Source organism: Nonomuraea africana, assembly GCF_014873535.1.
Lineage (GTDB): Bacteria > Actinomycetota > Actinomycetes > Streptosporangiales > Streptosporangiaceae > Nonomuraea > Nonomuraea africana.
Map to the genome: position 1 here is coordinate 315,556 of NZ_JADBEF010000001.1, position 19,387 is coordinate 334,942.

Consider the following 19,387-nt stretch of genomic DNA (forward strand, 5'->3'; position numbering starts at 1 on the left):
GCTCGCCGATGGGGAAGGTAGGCGGCGGCGACCTACTTTCGTCGCATCCGGCACGCGGTCCCTGCTCGGTAGCGTGGCGGTATGAAAGTGGGGGTCAGCAGGCTGATCGGGGACGTCGCGCTCGCCGCGGCCGTGGGCGTGGTGGGTGTCACCAGCGATCTGGCGATCAGCGGCGCGGTGCCGATGGCGCTGGTGCCCGACGTGCCGTGGCAGGGGCTGTGGGTGCAGGTCGCGGGGGCGGCGCTGCTGCTGGCGCGGCGGCGCCTCCCGCTCGCGGTGACGCTGGCGATGATCCCGCTCGGCTACGTCGAGGTGCCGGTGGCGATGCCGTTCGCCCTCTACGCCCTCGGCGCCCACCGCGGCGACCGGCGGCTGCTCGTGGCCGTGGCGGGGCTGGCGCTGCTCGTGCTGTCGCACCTGTGGGAGGCGGCCGACCTGGCCACCGCGCTGCACATCCTGTCGATCTGCGGCCTGGTCGTGGTGCCCTCGACGCTGCTCGGTCTCTACGCCGACAGTCAGCGGCGGCTCAATACCGCGCTGGCCGAACGCGCCGAACGGGCCGAGCACGAGCAATGGCTGCTGGTCGAGCAGGCCAGGGCCGAGGAGCGCACGCGGCTGGCCCGCGAGATGCACGACGTCGTCACCCACCACGTCAGCCTGATGGTGCTGCAGGCGGGTTCGCTGCGGATGTCCGCGCCCTCGCCCGAGGTGCGCGAGGCGGCCGAGGACCTGCGCGCGACGGGCCGGCGGGCCCTCGGCGAGCTGCGCGAGATCGTCGGCGTGCTGCACGACTGTGAGCCTGCCGACCTTGCGCCGCCGCCGACGCTGCTCGACGTCTCCCGCCTCGTCGCCGAGTCCGGCCTGCCGGTGTCGCTCAGCCAGGACGAGGAGATCGAGGTGTCGGCGCCGCTCGGCCGTACCGCCTATCGGGTGGTTCAGGAGGCGCTGACCAACGCGCGCAAGCACGCTCCCGGCGCCCCGGTCTCGGTACGGCTCAGCCACGACGGCGGCGGCGTCCGCGTCGAGGTGAGCAACCCCGCGTCCGGCGCGGCGCCCGCCGACCTGCCGCCGTCGGGCACGGGGCTGCTCGGGCTGCGCCAGCGGGTGGAACTGGTCGGCGGCGTGTTCAGCGCCGGGCCGACCGAGGAAGGGGGCTTCGCGGTACGGGCGACGCTGCCGGCGAAGGGAAGCACCCGGTGATCAGGATCCTGCTCGTGGACGACGAACGCATGGTCTGCGCCCACCTGCGGGCGATCCTGTCGCGCGCCGACGACCTGGAGGTGGTGGGCGAAGCGCACGACGGCGCGGAGGCCGTCGAGGCGATCGTCCGGCTCTCGTCGTGCTTATGGACATCAGGATGCCGGGCGTCGACGGCCTGGCCGCGACCGAACACGCCTGCCGGCTGCCCGACCCGCCCAAGATCATCGTGCTCACCACCTTCGACCTGGACGAGTACGCGGTGAGGGCGCTGCGCGCGGGCGCGGTCGGCTTCCTGCTCAAGGACACCGACCCCGAGGACCTCACCGGCATCGTCAGGGTCGCCGCCGACGGGCACGCCGTCATCTCGCCCGCGCTGACCAGGCGGCTGATCTCGGCCTTCGCGCCCGGCGAGCCCGCAAGGCAGGCGGCCAGGGCGCGCGTGGCCGAGCTGACCGAGCGCGAGACCGAGGTGCTGATCTGCCTGGCCGAAGGGCTGTCCAACTCCCAGACGGGCAGCAGGCTGTTCCTCAGCGAGACGACGGTCAAGGGATACGTGTCCCGGCTGCTCCTGCTCGACTGCGCCAACCGCACCCAGGCCGCGCTGCTGGCCCACGACGCCGGTCTGGTCAGCCGAGCCTGAGCTCACGCCATCCTGCGGGCGGCGAAGCCGCCGCTGACCAGGCGCACGGCCCGCCCCTGACGGACCACGAATGCCAGGTCCCAGCCCCGCCCGCCGGACAGGTCCCGCTCGGGCAGGAACCTGTCCCGCTCCAGCGGTAGCAGCGCGACCGGCGGGCTGACCCGCCCCGAGGCCACCTCCTCCAGCGTCACCGTGAGCACTCCGTCCACCGCGCTCACCTCGTAGCGCAGGTCGCACGCGGCATAGCGGCCCACGTACGGCTCCGCGTCGGCGGTCAGCCGCGTGACGGGCTCCACGTCGTACGGCGCTGCCCCCAGCACCTCGGCGGCCACCTCGGCGGCCAGCGGATACCCCGCGTGCGGCGTGTTGCACACCACCCCGACGACCACCCCGGTGGACGGCGCCCACAGCAGCGTGGACGAGCCCCCGTAGTTGGTGCCGCTGTGCCCGAACACGGCCGTCCCGCCGAAGTCGCGCCGGTATGGGCCGAGGCACCACTCGCGCGCGAACCGCCTGGTCGGCAGCGACACCTGCGGCACGTGCATGGCCGCGCACGCCTCGGCCGACAGCACACCCGCGCCGCCGCGCACGAACAGCTCGCCGAATCTGGCCAGATCGCCCGCCGTCGAGCACAGCGTGCTGCCCGCCGGTCCCGAGGCGCGCGAGAACGTCCACGGCCGCACCACCGAGCCGTCGGGCGCGTGCCCGACGGCGACCCTGTGATAGGGCAGCTCGTCCCACAGCGTCGTGCAGTCGCGCAGCCCGAGCGGCTCGAACACCCTGCGCCGCAGTGCCTCGTCCCAGCTCAGCCCGGTCAGCCTGGCCACCAGCGCGCCGGAGACGACGGTGGAGGCGTTGCTGTACGAGTAGCCGTCGCCCGGCGCGAACAGCATCTCCATGCGCGAGAGCGTGGCCAGGTAGTCGGCGGGATCGTCGTAGAACCCGTTGTCGATCCCGCTGGTCATGGATAGCAGGTGGCGCGCCGTCACCGACGCGGTGGCGGCCTGGTCCGACAGCCGCAGCTCGGGCAGATGACGCACCACCGGCTCGTCCAGGTCGAGCAGACCCTCGTCGACCAGGCTCATCACCAGCACCGCCGTGTGCAGCTTGGTCGTCGAGCCGATCTGCATCAGCGTGCGCGCGTCCATCGGCGTGCCGAGCTCGGCGTTGGCGATCCCGGTCGCCGCCTCGCGCAACTCCCCGCCGACCAGCACGGCGACCTGCGCGCCGCGCACGCCCAGCCGGCACGCTGCCTCGGTAAGCATCTCTTCCATGGCGACCGAGTCTCAGCCGCCTCGACCTGCCCGATCAAGACGGTGGCGGGCGAAGGCGACCTTCGCCACGGCCGAACCGTACTTTGGTATGCGGCCGGAATGCCGGGCGCGAGACGTCTGTCAGAAGCCGAACTGTGCGAACGTGCCCCCTTCGCGCATCGCCATGATGGCCGCCTCGGGATAGTCGACCGTGCCGTCGGGAAGTCGGTCGAGCGGATGCCACTCCAGCGCGATCGCACTTGCCAGGCTCGGCGTTGTACGGCTCGCCGTCCCACCGCTCGGCTCTCTTCACCATCCGCCACCGCCATGCCGAGGGGCGCTGACGTGGTACTGGACCTGAACAAGCTCGAGCACCTGGTTACCGTCGCAGAGGAAGACAGCCTCACCCGTGCCGCCGCTCGTCCGCCTCTGTTGTCGGTGAGACGGGGCCGAACTGGCGAAACGGTCAAGAAGTACCTTGCGGAAGACGGTCCCGTCGCGCCACCGGTGGCGGCAAGCCGGCAGCAGCAGAAACATGCCCAGCGCAATGGCTGGGTAGATGAACCAGCCGAGTGCGCCGCCAAGTGCGTAGCCGATCACGTCGGCGGTAGAGTGCAGTCGGCCGTGGCGGACGTAGCGCGGATCAGCGATCCGAGAGCAGACCGGGGTTGCGGGCGAGATGAGTATAGATCCATTGCCGGCTTGCCACATGGCTGCGTGGCGATGAGCGTATACCGGGCGACCGCGGTACAGGGGTCTGCGCCGATGGGGTCGGACTGCACGGTTTCGGAGAACACCGCGGTGGGGAAGGTCCGTGCAGCGGTTGTCAGGAGGAGCGAGATTGGCCGCCTGCAGGCCAGGGTCAACGCCACCACCAGGGGCAACGTCGACACCTTCAACGCCAATAACCACACAGCACGCCTGGGTCGGTATCGCTCCCTCGAAGCAGGAACCAAACGATGGGAGACTGAGATGCGCCGCGAAGATCTCCCGGCCCCGCAGACCGGGATCCTGCTCACGCACTTCCTCACCGTGGCCGACGTGGCCCGTTCGCGGGCCTTCTACACCGATGTGCTCGGTGGCGAAGCGGTACTCGACGAGAACCCATGCATCGTCAAACTCGCCAACGCGTGGATCATCATGAACCCCGGGGGCGGCCCCACTCCCGACAAGCCCGACGTCACCCTGCATCCACCCTCCGACCCCGGCACCGCGACCAGCTTCCTCAACATCCGCGTGGCCGACATCAACAGCTGCTACCAGGAGTGGAGCGCCAAAGGCGCCCAATTCCTCACTCCACCCATCGACCGCAAGGCCGAACTGCGCTGCTACATGCGCGACCCCGACGGCTACCTCATCGAGGTCGGGCAGTCCACCGGCCTCCTTCAGGGCATCCTGGCCGACCCGCCCGCCGAAAGCTGACTACGGCCCCGCCACGCCGGGAGAAGATCGCAGCTGGAGGCAGGACGCCGTGAGCGAGCAGGGCGCGGCGCAGGTGCGCGTCACCGAGCCTGCGAACCGATCCGGTACAAGATGGCATCGGAGGATGGCCAGGTGGCCGGATCACCCAGTGCCAGCACCTGCGGGGCGGCATACTCGGCCACCCGTTCGCGGACGGATGCATGTCCGCGAACATCGCAGCGGGAAACAGCGCGGCATAGGGTTCTTGCCGCCCGCTCGGCGCCCGTCCTGAAGTCCGAGACCAGGAAGCAGGGCCTTGGCAAAGTGGCGTTGAGGAGCCCGATGTCCGGTTCGTGGAGGTGGCGTGCACCGTGCCAATACTCGTGTACTGGCTCTCACCTGGGATGCCAGAGATCGCTAAGCCGCTCGCTGATACTGATTGATCAATCCCGAGACAGCCGGCGTATGACGAGGTCACGCACCTCCTCGGCGATCGGCGGGCGGCCGGTGTCGCCCGGGTAGGTCCAGTGCCGTTTGACCAGCCTGCGGTGCCAGGCCAGCAGGGTGCCCGGCGTGACGATCCGATGCACCCGAAGCCAGCGCTGAAGACATCGTGTGAGCGCGGCAAGGATCGCCCGGTCGGCCCAATCCGGCCGCGGATGAGCGCCTGGCGGCGCAGCACCGCCACCTCATGCCGCAGCACGAGGATTTCGACTTCTTTGGAGGCATCGCTGCGGGCCAGCAGGATCAGCCAGCCCACAACCCGGATGAAGATCAGATACAGCAGACGGAAGCACGCGAGGAGCGAGGATAAGGGCAGGTCAACCACCGTGCACGAGTATTGGCACAGCACACGGTCTGGACCCCCGGCACGCCGCCCGCTACCCGCACCAGTTCTCCGGCGGGCAGCGGCAGCGGGTCGGCATCGCGCGTGCCCTGGCCCTGCGCCCCGAGATACTCATCTGCGACGAGCCCGTCTCCGCCCTGGACGTCTCCTCCATCCAGGCCCAGGTCGTCAACCTGCTGAAAAGGCTGCAGGACGAGCTCGGCCTGGCGTGCGTGTTCATCGCCCATGACCTGGCCGTGGTGCGGCACATGGCCGACCGGGTCGCGGTCATGTACCTGGGGAAGATCGCCGAGATCGGGGCGGGCGAGGACCTGTACGGCGAGCCGGGCCATCCCTACACCCGGGTGCTGCTGTCGGCCATTCCCGTGCCCGACCCCGAGGTCAGGCGGGAGCGGAAGCGCAACATCCTGCAGGGCGATCCGCCCTCGCCAGCCGACCCGCCGCCCGGGTGCCGCTTCCACACGCGCTGCCACCTGGCCGACGACACCTGCCGCCGGGTGGAGCCCGGTCTGGAGGAACGGGCGGGCCTGCGCCAGCTCGCCGCCTGCCACCACGCCGGCCCCTAAGGGGTCCAAGGTTGTTTACCCCCTGCCACCAGACCTGCGGCGCGGCAGGGGTTGCTGGCAGCTCACCTGGGCCTTTGGAACATTCCCACGTTTTGTCCTTCACCGAATATTCAACGTCTGTCATCAAAGCCACAGCTAGACGGAATGATCCATTCATTTGGCGGCTTGTGTGCTTTTTGTCAGTCTTGTTCGGCTTGATCGCGAGCCACAGAGTCCTGGGACATGAGACATCCCACGCGTCTGATGGCCATCCTCTTCCTGCTCATGGCAGGACTGGCCACCACAACCCCCCAAGCGGCGAACGCGCAAGCCGCCACCCTGCAGGAGGCGGTCATCGCCGCCATGACCGAAACCTCGCAGTCAGCCGGCTCCTCCCTGGCCGCCGCCGGTGCGGGCTTCGAGGTCAACATCCAACGCCAGGCCCCCGGCTGGGCTTTCGGCTCCGGCGTCATCAAGGCGCCGGCCGAGGAGGGAGCCCACCCCGAGGGCTGGATGTTCCTGGCCCGGCTCACCTACGGCTCCTGGACGGCCGCGCTCGACGGCACCGCCGCCTTCGCCGACCTGGCCACCGCGGCTCCCGAGGGCGTGGTCTCCTTAGGGGAGAAGCAGACCTTCGCGAGCAACGCCCGGCAGCAGAGCCAGTCGCTCGCAGCCACCGTCGACACCGGCCTGGGCCTGCCCTGGCGGCAGGGCGCCTCCTGGCTGCTGATCGGCGGCCCGCACGGCTGGTCCGGCAGCCCCCGCCCCTGGTCCAGCCTGGACTTCGACTCGCGAGCCGCCAACCGCGACGTGCTCGCCGCGAGCCCCGGCCGCGCCTACTGGGTCTGCTCCAACGGCGGCCACATCCGCATCATTCACGACAACGGCTACACCACCGAGTACTACCACCTGCTCAACGAGATCAAGCCGAACGGCGAGCGCGTCAACACGGGCGACTACCTGGGCATGACCTCCACCCGCGTGCCCTGCGGCGGCTCGGCGGGCAGCAACCACGTGCACTTCTCCGTCCGCGAGAGCGGCCAGTTCATCTCCCTCGAAGGCCGCACGGTGGGCGGCTGGACCTGGCACGAGGGCGGCGCCGCCTACGGCGGCTACGCCACCCGGGGCACCGAACGCAGGAACGTGGGGACCTATCTGGTCAACTACGGCCCGTCCGGCGGGCCCGGTGAGCCGAAGGTCTTCGAGAACCAGCAGAACTGGAACATCCCCGACCTCAGCTGGGCCGAGTCGTACATCACCGTCTCCGGCGTCGGCGGCAATGCCCCTGCCAACCTGCAGATCTACGCCGACGTGCACCATGGCTGGCGTGGCGACCTGCGGCTGCGGCTGATCGCTCCGGACGGGCGCTCCTACCTGCTGCGCACCCCGGACCCGGACGACAACGGCACCGTGATCCACGAGATCTACACCCGCGACGCCAGCGCCACACGCGCCGACGGCCGGTGGATCCTGCGCGCCGAGGACGTGGACGCCAACCACTCCGGCTACATCGACGCCTGGCGGCTGACCTTCCCGGCCAGCTGACGGTTCGCCTGGACCTTGCGGTGGGAGGATTGTACCCTCGGGAAGATTCCCCCGATCAGGGTAGAAAGCACCATGGCGCACTCCTTCCACCAGGCCCTTTCCGCCGCCATCGAAGCCCGCGGGCTCACCCTGGAGCGCCTGCGGGCGCACCTGGCCGAGCAGGGCCACACCGTCAGTGCCGCCACTCTGTCCGGCTGGCAGCGGGGCCGCATCCGCCCGGGACGCCATCGGTCGGTGCGGGCCATCGCCGGCCTGGAAACCATTCTGGGCCTGCCCGAATACAGCCTGGTCTCCCTCATCGGGCCGCCGCGCCAGGCCGGGGCGGCGACCCCCGGCAAGCCCGTGGCGCACGAGCAGCTCTGCCCGGCCGGTCCCAGCGTGCGCCCCCTGCTGGCCGGTCTCGGCGGAGAGCAGCGCCCCCTGCTGCGCACCCTCACCTGCCATGACCACATCGTCGTCGGCGAACGGCGGGACGAGCGCCTCGTGCGCACCACCCTCACGCTCAAGTCCGTCGGCTCCGGAGTCGACCGCTACGTCGCCATCCACTACAACGAGCACGGTCGCCCGCCGCACGACCTGCACGTGAACGCCTGCCAGATCGGCGAGGTGCGCACGGATCCGGCCAACGGCCTGGTCGCCGCCGAGTTGCTGTTCGACCGGCCGCTGGCGGCGGGCGAGACCTACGTGCTGGACTACACCTTCTCCTACCGGCCGCCCGGCCCGCCCGCGGACTGCCGCTACCGCTGGTTCCGCCAGTGGGCGGGCTTCTACCTGCTGACGGTCGAGTTCACCCGCCCCGCCATACCGGCCAAGTTGTATCGAACCTGGCAACCCTCCGGCACCGCACCGCTGGTGAGCCTGGCTCCCATCCGGCTCATCGCCGGAACCAGCGCGCACATCGCCGAGACCGACCAGCGTCCTGGCCTGGCCGGACTGCGCTGGGAATGGAGCTAAAGGAGGCCACCGGCGACGAGCTCCGCCACCGCGTTGGCCGTATCCGGGCTGTGACCCACAGCGGCAGCCGCCGGGCCTGAAGGCGCATTTCGAATCGGAACGAGTTGATCCGCCTTCGACACGCTCGCCTACAAGGACCGCAACCTGGTCGAGCGGTGTTTCGCCAAGCTCAAGCAGTGGCGAGCCGTCGCCACCCGCTTCGACAAGCTCGCCGACCGCTACCTCGCGGGCGTCACGATCGCATCGATCATGCTCTGGCTCCGCCAAACCGAATTATCAGACAGGCCTTAGCACGAGACCGTAGGCCGCGGCGGTCCTGGTGTGGACGGTACGGGTCTGGTCGAGCCAGAACGCGTAGCCGGACTGGCGTGAACTGGCGGGCAGGAGCTTGGCGACCCCAATCATCAGCGGGTTGAGCCCTTGCCCGTCGAGCGCTTCACTCTGGCGCTGCTCCTTTCGCCCCGCCTCAGGCACGCCACGCGACCGTGCTGATCAGCGAGGCGTTCTATGGGCCGCTGCAGTACCTGGAGAGGTCCATACGCACCGCCACGAGCAGCCGTCCTGATCGTCATGTTCGTAGACGCAGACTGGTGCGTGACCCAAAGCGACTGCTCCGGAGCGACGGTGATGGGTGCGGGCGGCGACCGCGACGGCTGGGCCGCAGCCGTCGAAAGCTGTTCTGCGTCGGTCACAGGCGCGAATTCATGCTATTTATCGCACACTATTTCGGAGTTATCCTTTCGCCAATCTCACAGATTCATGCTCTTCATTCGGCGTGAATTTCTTTCCGAAAGGCGACGAGATGGTACGCGCAATCCTCGTGATGTTACCGACGCTATCCCCAGCCGCCGCTGACGCTTCACTGGCACGGGCGATCTGGCTGTGGGGCAGGGCGACCGCGTCGGCGGTTGTCGTCGACTGGTCCGTCCAGCACGGCTTCAAGGAGATCTTCGGCTCCGTCCTCCGTGACGTGACCTCCGGCCTGCCACTGCTCCAGACTCTGAAGGCCAGGGCGCACGGGGCAGGGATCGAGCCCTCCTACGCGGGCGTCGCGATCCGCCACTACGACGCCTGGCGGAAACTGTGATCCTGATGGTCGCCGCGCTCGCGCTCGCGGCCACCATGGCGATTCCTGTTCCAGCCGCGGAAGGGCCCGCCGTGACGATCGACTCCGCTGTCGCAGAGCACGGGGTGGTACGACTGGTCGGGCGCTTTACGGGTGCCTACGACGTGACGCTCGTCGTCGACGGCCGCCGGATCGAGCGTGTCAGGACCAAGGACGACAATGCCGACGACAGCGGGTCCTGGTCGCACGAGTTCGACACCGGCGGTCTCGACGGCGAGGTGGAGATCTACGCCAAGGCCACCAATGCGGCCACCCGCTACGGCGTGTGGTCTGCACCCGTCCAGATCAGGGTGGGTGACCCGGCCCCTCGAGTCGGCATCACCGAACCCGCGGACGGCGCGAGGCTCACCCAGCCCACGCCGGTGCGGATCTCGGCCAGCGCCGACGCCCGCGTGGTCCGGGTTCGAATCAACGGCGGACCATGGCGGCGAGCAGCGGGCGCCCACGGGCGATTCGTCACGCTGATCAACCCTGGACAGTACGGCGACGTGATGGCGAGCATCGAGGCGGAGGTTGTCGGCGCCGACGGTGACACCACCAGGTCGGCCACCCGCTACGTGGCGCTCGGTAAGGCGAGTCCGCAGCGCCCGGCGCCACACAAGCAGGACAGGGCGATATGGATGTGGGAGCAGGCTTCCTACAACCTCGTGCTCAACCCTGGATCGCGCCGCCTGTTGGAGACCGCCGTGCCCGAGGTGACCACGCTCTACCTGGGCGTCGACACCTACGCGGGCAGGGATCTGCTGGAGGACGCCCGTCAGGAGCTGCGCGACGTGCTGGCCTGGGCACACGGGCGGGGCATGAAGGTGCACGCCACCGTGGCCGGCGGGACCCGCCCGCCGTACCTCGGCGCACTGCCCCGCTACCGCGACCGTGCGGTGGGCGAGATGGAGCGGGTGCTCAACTACAACCTGTCCTCCAAGCCGGAGGAGCGCTTCGACGGCATCAACGTTGACATCGAGCCGTACAGCCTGCCGTGGTTCGGCACGGCCAAGCCCGAGGTTCAGATCCAGTGGCTGGACACGTTGCGGGCGATGATCAGGCGACGGGACGCGTCGGGACAGCCGCTGCTGTTCGGGCCGGCCGTACCGCGCTGGCTGGACACCTCGGCGTGCTGCACCGGCATCTCGTACGGCGGTGCGACGCGCAGCATGGCGGAGCACATCCAGGCCATGTCCGACTACATCGCGATCATGGACTACCGAGACCAGGCGCTGGGCAGCGCCGGCATCGTCGCGCACGCGGCGACCGAGCTCGCCTTCGCCGAGCGTATCGGCAAGCCGCTGTCCGTCGTGGTCGGCGTGGAGACGCTGGACATCGCCTCCAGCGGCGATCCCTCGAGCATCACGTTCAGGGAAGAGGGCAGGACCTTCATGGAGGCCGAGCTAGGGCAGGTCTACCAAGCCTTCGCCGCCTCTCCGGCGTTCGCGGGCGTCGCCATGCACCACTACGACTCCATCCGCGCGCTGCCCACCGTCTGGGGGCCGTCGGCCGAATTCCCGCCCATCCCCGCGGACTCCGCGCCGCCTTCGGGCGTCGCCACCCCGCCCGTGGCCATGGCCTTCGACCATGCGAGCGTCGACCTGTCGTACGGCAGGGCTTCCGACGACACCGAGGTCGAGGCGTACGAGGTGCACCGGTCGACCGAGGCAGGGTTCACCCCCGGACCGGAGACCATGGCGGCCAGGGCGCGCGGGCTCGCCCACACCGACGTGGGTCTGCTGCCGGGCACCACGTATCACTACCGGATCGTCCCGGTCGACGTGGCAGGCAGACGCGGTCCCGCCTCCGCGCCCGTCGCCGTGACGACGGCGGCGACCAACCTCAGGCCGGTGGTCGTCCGATCCATGGCCGTCACCAGGGCGGGCGGAGTGGCGAGGGTACGGCTGCGCGTCACCGACCTGCGGACGGGCGAGCCCGTCGCGGCCACGGTACGCGGCCGGTTCACCCTGTCGGCGGGCCGCTACGTCACCGTCCTCGCGGGAGCCGACGGCTGGGCCACCGCCGACTCCGAGACGCTCAAGCAGTCCTCGGGCGAGGTCGGCTTCCTGGTGCACAGGATGAGCGTGCCCGGCGGCTACTGGGCAGCCGCCTACGACCGCGATCGCGACATTACCTATAGGTGGTGAGAGAAGGAATTCATTCCTATAAATGCCGAAAATAGGAGTGAATAAGGGATTGACACCCTGATTTGTGCCGAGAAGAATCCCGTTATGGAGGCATTAAATGGAATGAATTCCCTCCCCCGAGGGAGACGATTCCGCACTCTCGCCGCACGGCTGCGACAGGAAATCGCCCAGGGTCAGTGGCCTGTGGGCGGCAGGCTACCGACAGAGACCGAACTGGCGAAGACCTACGCCATCGGCGTCAACACCGTGCGGCGAGCGGTCGACCTCCTGGTGGAGGAGGGGCTGGTACGCCGAAAGCAGGGTTCGGGAACGTTCGTGACCGCCGGTCCTGTCGCGAGCGGGATGACCCGGCCGCGCTTCATCGGCGTACTGGTCCCCTCCACCACCTACTACTTCCCTCGAGTCGTGCAGGGCATCGAACGAGCGGTCAGCGCCGCGGGCGCTCAACTCGTGCTGGCCTGCTCAGACTACGACCTCGACGTGGAGCTGGCGCAGACCAGGCAGCTCGTGGATGCCGGGATCTCGGGGCTGCTCCTGGTGCCGAACCTGCACCTCAGCGACGACCCGGCGGCACACCTGGCCGGGCTGCGCTCGCTGCCCGTGCCGTACGTGCTGGTGGAGCGCCGGCCGCAGGATCCCAGCCTGGCCGATCCCACCTCCTACGTCTGCACCGACGTGCTGGGCGGCGGCTACTCCGCCGTCCAGCATCTCCATGGCCTCGGCAGGAGCCGGATCGGCTACCTCGGCAGGATCGGCACCGCCACCTCGGAACAGCTCTTCGACGGTTACCGCCGTGCGATCGCCGATCTCGGCCTGCCGGAGCTTCCGGCGGCCGTGGCCAGACAGCCTTCCTGGACCGGACCCGACCTCCTCGCATACGCCAACCAGTGCGTCAGGGAGAAGGTGCGCGGCGTCGTTTGCCTCGGCGACCGCGAAGCCACCGCGCTGCTGCCGTACTTGCGCAGAGTCGGGCTGTCCGTCCCCGACGAGGTCGCGCTGATGGCCTACGACGACGAGGTCGCCGACCTGGCGGAGGTGCCGATCAGCGCCGTCTCTCCGCCCAAGGAGGAGGTCGGCCGTATGGCGGCCGAAGTGCTGCTCCGCCGCATCGAACTGGGACCCGTCGCGCCCGTCTGCCGCGTCGTGCTGCAGCCCAGGCTCGCCGTCCGAGCCTCCTGCGGCGCGGCCGCCGGCGCGCTCGTCGAGGTCCGCGTCCCCACCTGATCGCTAGAGACCCCCAAGGAGCACGACCATGAGATTTCGCATGCTCGTTTTCGGGCTGGCGACCGTTCTCACCGTCGCAAGCACGGCCGCCTGCTCAGGATCCGGCCAGGAATCCGGCCCGGTGACCATCCGGCTCGGCTTCTACGCCGCCGCCGGAGACCCCGCCGACAAGACCATGCGGGAGCTGATCAAGGAGTTCCAGGCCGCCAACCCGTCGATCAGGGTGGAGCTGGAGGTCGCGCCGTACATGCAGTTTTTCCAGCGGGTGCGCACCCAGATCGCCGGCGGCAAGGCGCCCGACGTGTGGCTGTCCGACGGCGTGCTCGTGCAGGAGTTCGCCGCGCGCAACGCGCTCACCGACCTGAGCGAGCGGATCAAAGGCGTGAACGCCGCCGACTTCCACGGCCTCGACCTGGCCAAGGACGCCAAGGGGCGGGTCTTCGGCTTTCCGCAGGGCGCGCAGACGCCGGTGCTCTTCTACAACAAGAAGATGTTCGCCGAGGCCAAGGTGGAAGAGCCGACGGCCGAGTGGACCTACGACGACCTCGCCGCCGCCGCCAAGAAGCTCACCAAGGACGCCAACGGCGACGGCAAGCCCGAACTGTACGGCCTGCGCGCCTACTCTCCCGGCTTCACCGAGAGCTGGTGGCCGATCATCAAGGCGTTCGGCGGTGACATCGTCAGCGACGGCAACAGCAAGGTCATCATCAACAGCCCGCAGTCGGTGGCCGCGCTCGAGTGGATGCGCACCGCGATGGGCGAGGGCGGCTTCGCGCCCGACGTGGTGAACACCCACTCGATGGGAAGCCCGCACGCGATGTTCGCGACCGGACGGGTGGCCATGTCCTACGGCATCTACGCGCGCAGCCTGACGGCCAAGAACGCGGGCGTCGACTACGGGGTGGCGCCGCTGCCCAAGGGCCAGGCCGGCCGAGGCAACGTGGCCATCGTCAACTCCTGGGTGATCAGCAAGACCGCCCAGGGCGCCAAGGCGGACGCCGCCTGGAAATGGATCACCTACTTCTCCGGTGAGGGCCCGCAGAAGCGGTGGGCCAAGCTCGGCGAGGCCATCCCGATCAACAAGAGGGTCGCAGCGGCCGAGACACCCGGTGTCTTCCTCGACGCGCTCGCCGACGCTGACGATCTCGGCACCAACGCCGTCTGGTCGGAGTACACGGAAGCGCTGACCAAGCGGGTCAACGAGGCGCTGTCCGGCACCACGCCCGTCGCTGACGCGCTGGCGACCGGGCAGAACGAGGCGCAGCAGGCCATCGACCGCTTCATCGCGAGCCAGCCGAAATGACGGCCGTGCTCACGGCGGACAAGGCTCCGCCGCGTCCGACGGCCTGGCGGGGCAGGGCCGACGAGCGGGTCTGGGCGCTCGCCTTCGCCTCGCCGTACCTGCTGCATCTGGTCGCGCTCACGGCCTGGCCGGTGCTCGCCTCGCTGTACTTCAGCATGACCGAGTACGACCTGGTGACCCCGCCGAGATTCGTCGGCTTCGACAACTTCGCCAGGCTCTTCACCGACCGGATCTTCTGGCAGACGCTGGGCAACACCACCTACTTCGCGGTGCTGTTCGTGCCGGCGCAGACGATCCTGGCCCTGCTGCTGGCGGTGGCGCTCAATCAGAAGCTGCGCGCGGTCGCGCTGATCCGCGCCGCCTACTTCGTGCCGGTCGTCTCGTCGTGGGTCGTCATCGCCTACGTCGCGGACGCCGTGTTCAACCCGCAGTTCGGCATCGCCAACCAGATTTTCCCCGCGCAGGACTGGCTCCAGGACTCCGCGCTGGTCATACCCACGCTGGCGGCGGTCGGCGTGTGGAAGGGCGTGGGCTACATGATGGTGCTCTTTCTGGCCGGCCTGCAGAACATCCCGCAGGAGCGGTACGAGGCGGCCAGGATCGACGGCGCCTCGGCCTGGCAGAGTTTCCGCTACGTCACCATGCCCGGCATCTCCGGCACCACGTTTCTGGTGCTCGTCCTCACCTCGATCACCACCCTGCAAGCCTTCGAGCAGATCTTCGTCATGACCAACGGCGGCCCCAACGGCGCCAGCGAGCTGACGGTGCTCTACCTGTACCGGCAGGGCTTCCAGTTCTTCCAGATGGGCTACGCCTCGGCCATCGCGTGGGTGCTGTTCGTGCTGGTGCTCGGGCTCACGCTGGTGCAGTTCAGGCTGCAGCGCAGGTGGGTGCACTATGCGTAGGACCGTCGCCTACATCGTGGTGCTGCTCGGGGCGTTGGTCATGCTGGTGCCATTCCTGGCCGCGACAGGCAACTCACTGAAGAGCTTCGCCCAGTACATCCAGATCCCCCCGGTATGGGTACCCAGCCCGGCGCGATGGGACAACTACGCCGAGGTCTGGCGGCGCACCCCCTTCGGCCGCTACCTGCTCAACAGCCTGGTCATCGCGGTACTCGCCGTCGCCGGCAACGTGCTGACCAGCGCGATGGTCGGCCACGCCCTGGCTCGCATGCGGCTGCCCGGGCGGCAGGTGCTGCTCACCGCTGCGCTGGGCACCATGATGCTGCCCACGGTCATCACGATCGTGCCCAGCTTCGTGCTGTTCCGCTCCTTCGACTGGCTCGACACCATGCTGCCGCTGATCGTGCCCTACTGGCTGGCGACGCCGTTCGGCATCTTCCTGATGCGGCAGACCTTCCTCGGCATTCCCAAGGACTTCGAGGAGGCCGCCTCCCTCGACGGGGCCAACCCGTGGCAGGTGTTCTGGCGCGTGCACCTGCCGCTCGCCAAGCCCGCGCTGGCCACCCTGTCGGTCTTCACCTTCATGGCCTCGTGGAGCGCGGTGCTCGAGCCGACGATCTACCTCACCTCGCCGGAGAACTACACGCTGCCCATCGGCGTGATGAGCCTCAAGGGCGAGTTCCTCGGCAACGACCAACTGGTCACGGCGGCGGCGATGATGAGCCTGCTGCCGATGCTGATCGTGTTCGTGCTGGCCCAGCGATATTTCGTCCGTGGCGCCATGTCCGCGGGAATCAAGGGCTGACTTCAGGGAAGGACATCGTGGCAACTACTTCCAGATTGCGTCTGGGCCTCATCGGCGCGGGCACGATCTCCGAGCTCCACGTCGCAGCCGCACGCAGACTCGGCTCCCGCGTGGAGATCGTCGCGGTCTGCGACGTACGGACGGAGGCGGCGGAGAAGGTGGCGGCCGAGGCCGGCGCCAGGGCCTACCCGGGCCATCTCCCGATGATCGAGGCGGGCGGGCTCGACGCGGTCGTGGTGACCGTACCGCACGCCCTGCACGCCCCCATCACCCTCGACGCCGCAGCGGCCGGGCTGCACGTGCTGGTGGAGAAGCCGATCGCGACCACGCGCGCCGACGCAGTGCGCATGATCGAGGCGTGCGCGAGGGCTGGCGTCCTGTGCGCCGTCGGTCACGTGCTGCGCTTCGTGCCCACCCTCCGCTCCGCCGCCGACTACCTGCGCTCTCGCGAGCTCGGCGAGGTCGTGGTGGCCGCCGAGCGGCGCACCTCCGACTACGCCGACACCGACCGGCCACGCTGGTTTCTCGACGCGCAGATGGCGGGTGGCGGGATCGTGCTCAACGTTGGCACGCACAGCATCGACAAGCTGCAGATGCTCGTCGGCTCGCCCGTCGTCAGGGTCACCGGGCACGTAGCCGGATCCGGTGCGGTCGAGGTCGAGACGGAGGCGGTCGCGCTGCTGGAGCACGAGAGCGGCGTGCGCGCCACGCTCTCTGTCACGGGCACCGGGCTGCCGTTCACCGACGAGACAGAGATCGTCTGCGAGCGGGGCGCGTTGCGGATCAGCCGCGGCGACGGCGTCTGGTCGTACAGCGGCGGCGTCGCCACCCAGGTGGCTGCATCGGAGCGCGGGGAGATGGCCCTCGCCTTCGCCGCCCAGCTGTCGGACTTCGCGCGGGCCTGCCTGGGTGGCGGCGTGCCCGAGGTCACCGGTGAGTACGGCCTGTCCGTGCTGGACACCGCGCTCGCCCTGTACGCTTCCGCCCGCTCGGGCGGGACCGTCGATGTGAAGGAGACCCGATGAGACCGCTCGCGTTCAGCACGCTCGGGGTGCCGGGGGCGCCCGTTGGCGAAGTGCTCGCGCTCGCGGCCGAGTACGGCTGCGCCGGGGTGGAGCTGCGCTGCGCCGACGGCGAGCTCATCACGCCGGACTCCCGCCCGGAAGAGCTCGAACCCCTGACCCGGGTCTTCCAGGAGGCCGGGGTGGAGATCGTGGCCGTGTGCGGCTACACCCGCATCGCCAGGCCGGACGGCGACCCGGTGTCAGAGGTGCTGCGGCACGTCGAGATCGCCGAGGCGCTCGGCGCGCCCTTCGTGCGGGTCTTCGGCGGGGTGGAGGGGCAGCCCGACCCGGCCACCGCCGCGACTCGGAGGCTCGCCGAGGTGGCCGAGCGGCTGCCGGACAACGGGGTACGTGTGGTGCTGGAGACGCACGACGTCTTCCTCACCGGTACTGCGATCGCCGGCGTGCTCGACGGGGTGGGCTCCCCGAGGATTGGCGCGTTGTGGGATCTGGTCAACCCGTGGCGGGCTGGAGAGGAGGCCGCCGTCACCGCATCGGCACTGGCGCCTCACCTGATGCACGTGCAGGTGAAGGACGCGGCCTCCCCCACGGTCCTCGACCCGGTATTGCCCGGTAAGGGGAGTATCGGGGTGGCGGGCGTGTTGCGTGAGCTGGACCGCATCCACTATTCCGGATATCTCGCTCTTGAATGGGAAAAAGCATGGTATCCGGATGTGCCTCCGCTCAGTGAGGCGTTGTTCGCTTTCCGGTCATTGCTCAGCTGAAAAGAAAAGAAAGGTCCGGCCTCCCGGCCGGACCTTTCCGCTACGTGCTCCAGGTCTGTACGGCAAGCCCGCGCACCGCCTCCTCGTCCACTTCGACACCGAGGCCGGGACCGGTCGGCACGCTCGCCACCCCGTCCTTCACCTCCACCGTCGCCTCCGTCACGTACGCCGATCGCACGAACTGGCGCCCGTTGAGATCGACCGGCGTGTCGATGCCGAAGGCCGCGAACAGGTGCAAGGAGGCGGCGAACCCCAGATCGGTGTCGGTCAGCCCGGAACCCATCAGCCGCAACCCCGCGTCCTCGGCCAGCTGGCACAGCCGCCGCGACAACACCAGCCCGCCCGAACGCTGCACCTTCGCGATCGCGATGTCCACCGCGTCCAACTTCACGAACGTCGCCAGATCGGACGGATGGCGCAAGCTCTCGTCCAGCGCCACGGGCAGCGGGCTATGATCGCGCAGCCGCCGCAACCCCGTGAAGTCGTTGGCGGGCAGCGGTTGCTCGAACGCGATCACGTCGAGATCCACCAGCCTGCGCGCCATACGCAACGCGCCGTCCACCGAATAGGCCTGGTTGGCGTCCACCCAGATCGGCGCGCTCGGCGCGGCCTGCCGTACCGCCGCCACCACGGCGGCGTCGGTTGACTCGTCGTGCAACCCCACCTTGACCTTGAAAGCCTGATAGCCCTCGGACTGGCCTTCCCGCACCGCCTGCCGTACCTCATCAGGCGTCTGACCCGACACGATCCAGCCCAACTGGATCCGCTCGGTCCTGCGCTGGCCCCACAGCACGCCCACGTTCTGCCCGAGCGCCCGACCGAGCAAGTCGTGCAGGGCCAGGTCGAGCGCTGACTTGGCGATGGGCGAGCCGATGGTCAGCCCGCGATTGATCGTCTTGTCGAACACCGCCACGGCGCCGTCGAGATCCCAGGCGGGGCGCCCGATCAGAGCGGGCGCCAGGTAGCCCGCGATGGTCGTGGAGATCGTCTCCACGGTCTCATAGGTCCAAGCCGGAGTGGGCGTGGCCTCACCCCACCCGGACAACCCGCCCGCGGTCACCTTGACCAGCACCCGCTCGGTCGGCTTACCCGCCTTGGTGACGCTGCCCCCCGAAATTCCAAACGACCGAATGGCAGGCAATCTCACGACATAAGTCTCAACGCGCTCAATAACCAGCGCTTCCATAGCTCTCCCAATCTAGTCCGGTCCCCAAATTACCAGGAATGCGCTATTTTCACTATTTACCAGAGGAATTCCTCCTCATCGTCGATCCGGATAACGCGAACGCTGGGTGTGCTTGATCTGCGTGGCATCCTCCTGCCTGTTGACCCGGGCGGAAGGGCGGGCAGGACGGCGTGGGATTTCCCAAGCCGGCCAAGATGGCGAGGATCTTGCCGCACGCCCGAGGATGCTGCCTGGCAGCCACGGTCATGTCTCCCGGTCCTGGCAGTCGTCGGGGGTATCGCACGAGCACTGGCGCGTCTTCCAGGAACCGGCCGTCGTTGTCCTTGTACATCGCTCACGCCGCCTTGCGGTGCCCCCGGCCACCCAGGCGCCGGGCGCGTGGCTGGGCAGCAGCCTTCTGGCTGTCCACCCCCAGCGCGGTGCGTTCTCTCGCCACGTGATGCCGGCGCGCTGTCAGTGGAGCGTCGGCCCGGGCTAGGAAGGATCAAGTATGGACGCGGGGACGCGATGCGACCCGCGCCCCCGCCGGGCCGGG

Annotated in this window: 16 protein-coding genes and 2 pseudogenes; 14 read left to right on the plus strand and 4 right to left on the minus strand. The window is 69.1% G+C overall.

What is annotated here, in order from left to right:
- The first annotated feature begins 81 nt into the window (after window positions 1-81).
- Both H4W81_RS01385 and H4W81_RS01390 read left to right on the plus strand, forming a co-directional pair.
- Window positions 82-1,200 carry a sensor histidine kinase gene (locus tag H4W81_RS01385; protein ID WP_192773114.1) on the plus strand — a complete coding sequence of 373 codons (1,119 nt, stop codon included), beginning with the start codon at window positions 82-84 and terminating at the stop codon, window positions 1,198-1,200.
- Window positions 1,197-1,840: pseudogene (locus H4W81_RS01390) on the plus strand (response regulator transcription factor). Before H4W81_RS01385 ends, H4W81_RS01390 begins: the two are co-directional and overlap by 4 nt.
- A gap of 2 nt (window positions 1,841-1,842) precedes the next feature.
- Here the strand turns inward: H4W81_RS01390 and H4W81_RS01395 are convergent.
- Window positions 1,843-3,114, minus strand: a complete 1,272-nt coding sequence (locus tag H4W81_RS01395) for a serine hydrolase domain-containing protein (RefSeq protein WP_192773115.1) — start codon at window positions 3,112-3,114, stop codon at window positions 1,843-1,845.
- Between the two features lie 288 nt (window positions 3,115-3,402).
- Window positions 3,403-3,693, minus strand: a complete 291-nt coding sequence (locus H4W81_RS01400) for a hypothetical protein (RefSeq protein ID WP_192773116.1) — start codon at window positions 3,691-3,693, stop codon at window positions 3,403-3,405.
- 372 nt (window positions 3,694-4,065) lie between these two features.
- Here H4W81_RS01400 and H4W81_RS01405 point away from each other — a divergent pair, with 372 nt between their 5' ends.
- Window positions 4,066-4,515, plus strand: a complete 450-nt coding sequence (locus H4W81_RS01405) for a VOC family protein (protein ID WP_192773117.1) — start codon at window positions 4,066-4,068, stop codon at window positions 4,513-4,515.
- 422 nt (window positions 4,516-4,937) lie between these two features.
- Here the strand turns inward: H4W81_RS01405 and H4W81_RS46560 are convergent, their stop codons facing one another.
- Window positions 4,938-5,084: a hypothetical protein gene (locus tag H4W81_RS46560; protein WP_225958391.1), complete on the minus strand. Its 147-nt coding sequence runs from the start codon at window positions 5,082-5,084 to the stop codon at window positions 4,938-4,940.
- A gap of 265 nt (window positions 5,085-5,349) precedes the next feature.
- On the opposite strand from H4W81_RS46560, the pseudogene H4W81_RS01415 reads away from it, so the two are divergent.
- From H4W81_RS01415 to H4W81_RS01470, 11 genes and pseudogenes are all read left to right on the plus strand, one after another.
- Window positions 5,350-5,907 (plus strand): annotated as a pseudogene (locus H4W81_RS01415) (oligopeptide/dipeptide ABC transporter ATP-binding protein); the annotation flags it as partial.
- Between the two features lie 222 nt (window positions 5,908-6,129).
- Window positions 6,130-7,431: a proprotein convertase P-domain-containing protein gene (locus H4W81_RS01420; RefSeq protein WP_192773118.1), complete on the plus strand. Its 1,302-nt coding sequence runs from the start codon at window positions 6,130-6,132 to the stop codon at window positions 7,429-7,431.
- A gap of 72 nt (window positions 7,432-7,503) precedes the next feature.
- Window positions 7,504-8,385 carry a helix-turn-helix domain-containing protein gene (locus H4W81_RS01425; RefSeq protein ID WP_192773119.1) on the plus strand — a complete coding sequence of 294 codons (882 nt, stop codon included), beginning with the start codon at window positions 7,504-7,506 and terminating at the stop codon, window positions 8,383-8,385.
- Window positions 8,386-9,208: 823 nt separating this feature from the next.
- A complete protein-coding gene (locus tag H4W81_RS01435; protein WP_192773120.1) occupies window positions 9,209-9,472 on the plus strand; it encodes a hypothetical protein in 264 nt (87 codons plus the stop codon).
- A complete protein-coding gene (locus tag H4W81_RS01440) occupies window positions 9,469-11,640 on the plus strand; it encodes a fibronectin type III domain-containing protein (RefSeq protein WP_192773121.1) in 2,172 nt (723 codons plus the stop codon). The genes H4W81_RS01435 and H4W81_RS01440 overlap by 4 nt, the downstream gene beginning before the upstream one ends.
- 102 nt (window positions 11,641-11,742) lie before the next feature.
- Window positions 11,743-12,864 (plus strand): GntR family transcriptional regulator, encoded by a 1,122-nt coding sequence (locus H4W81_RS01445; protein ID WP_225958392.1) that lies wholly within the window; start codon window positions 11,743-11,745, stop codon window positions 12,862-12,864.
- Window positions 12,865-12,892: 28 nt separating this feature from the next.
- A complete protein-coding gene (locus H4W81_RS01450; RefSeq protein WP_192773123.1) occupies window positions 12,893-14,167 on the plus strand; it encodes an ABC transporter substrate-binding protein in 1,275 nt (424 codons plus the stop codon).
- The gene (locus tag H4W81_RS01455; protein WP_192773124.1) at window positions 14,164-15,072 is read left to right on the plus strand and encodes a carbohydrate ABC transporter permease; all 909 of its coding nucleotides are present in this window, start codon (window positions 14,164-14,166) and stop codon (window positions 15,070-15,072) included. The genes H4W81_RS01450 and H4W81_RS01455 overlap by 4 nt, the downstream gene beginning before the upstream one ends.
- A complete protein-coding gene (locus H4W81_RS01460) occupies window positions 15,065-15,877 on the plus strand; it encodes a carbohydrate ABC transporter permease (protein ID WP_192773125.1) in 813 nt (270 codons plus the stop codon). The genes H4W81_RS01455 and H4W81_RS01460 overlap by 8 nt, the downstream gene beginning before the upstream one ends.
- 17 nt (window positions 15,878-15,894) lie before the next feature.
- A complete protein-coding gene (locus H4W81_RS01465; protein WP_192773126.1) occupies window positions 15,895-16,902 on the plus strand; it encodes a Gfo/Idh/MocA family protein in 1,008 nt (335 codons plus the stop codon).
- Window positions 16,899-17,666 (plus strand): sugar phosphate isomerase/epimerase family protein, encoded by a 768-nt coding sequence (locus H4W81_RS01470; RefSeq protein WP_192773127.1) that lies wholly within the window; start codon window positions 16,899-16,901, stop codon window positions 17,664-17,666. The genes H4W81_RS01465 and H4W81_RS01470 overlap by 4 nt, the downstream gene beginning before the upstream one ends.
- Before the next feature lie 40 nt (window positions 17,667-17,706).
- Here the strand turns inward: H4W81_RS01470 and H4W81_RS01475 are convergent, their stop codons facing one another.
- On the minus strand, window positions 17,707-18,852 hold the full coding sequence (locus tag H4W81_RS01475; RefSeq protein WP_192773128.1) for a mandelate racemase/muconate lactonizing enzyme family protein: 1,146 nt from the start codon (window positions 18,850-18,852) through the stop codon (window positions 17,707-17,709).
- Window positions 18,853-19,387: the final 535 nt, after the last annotated feature.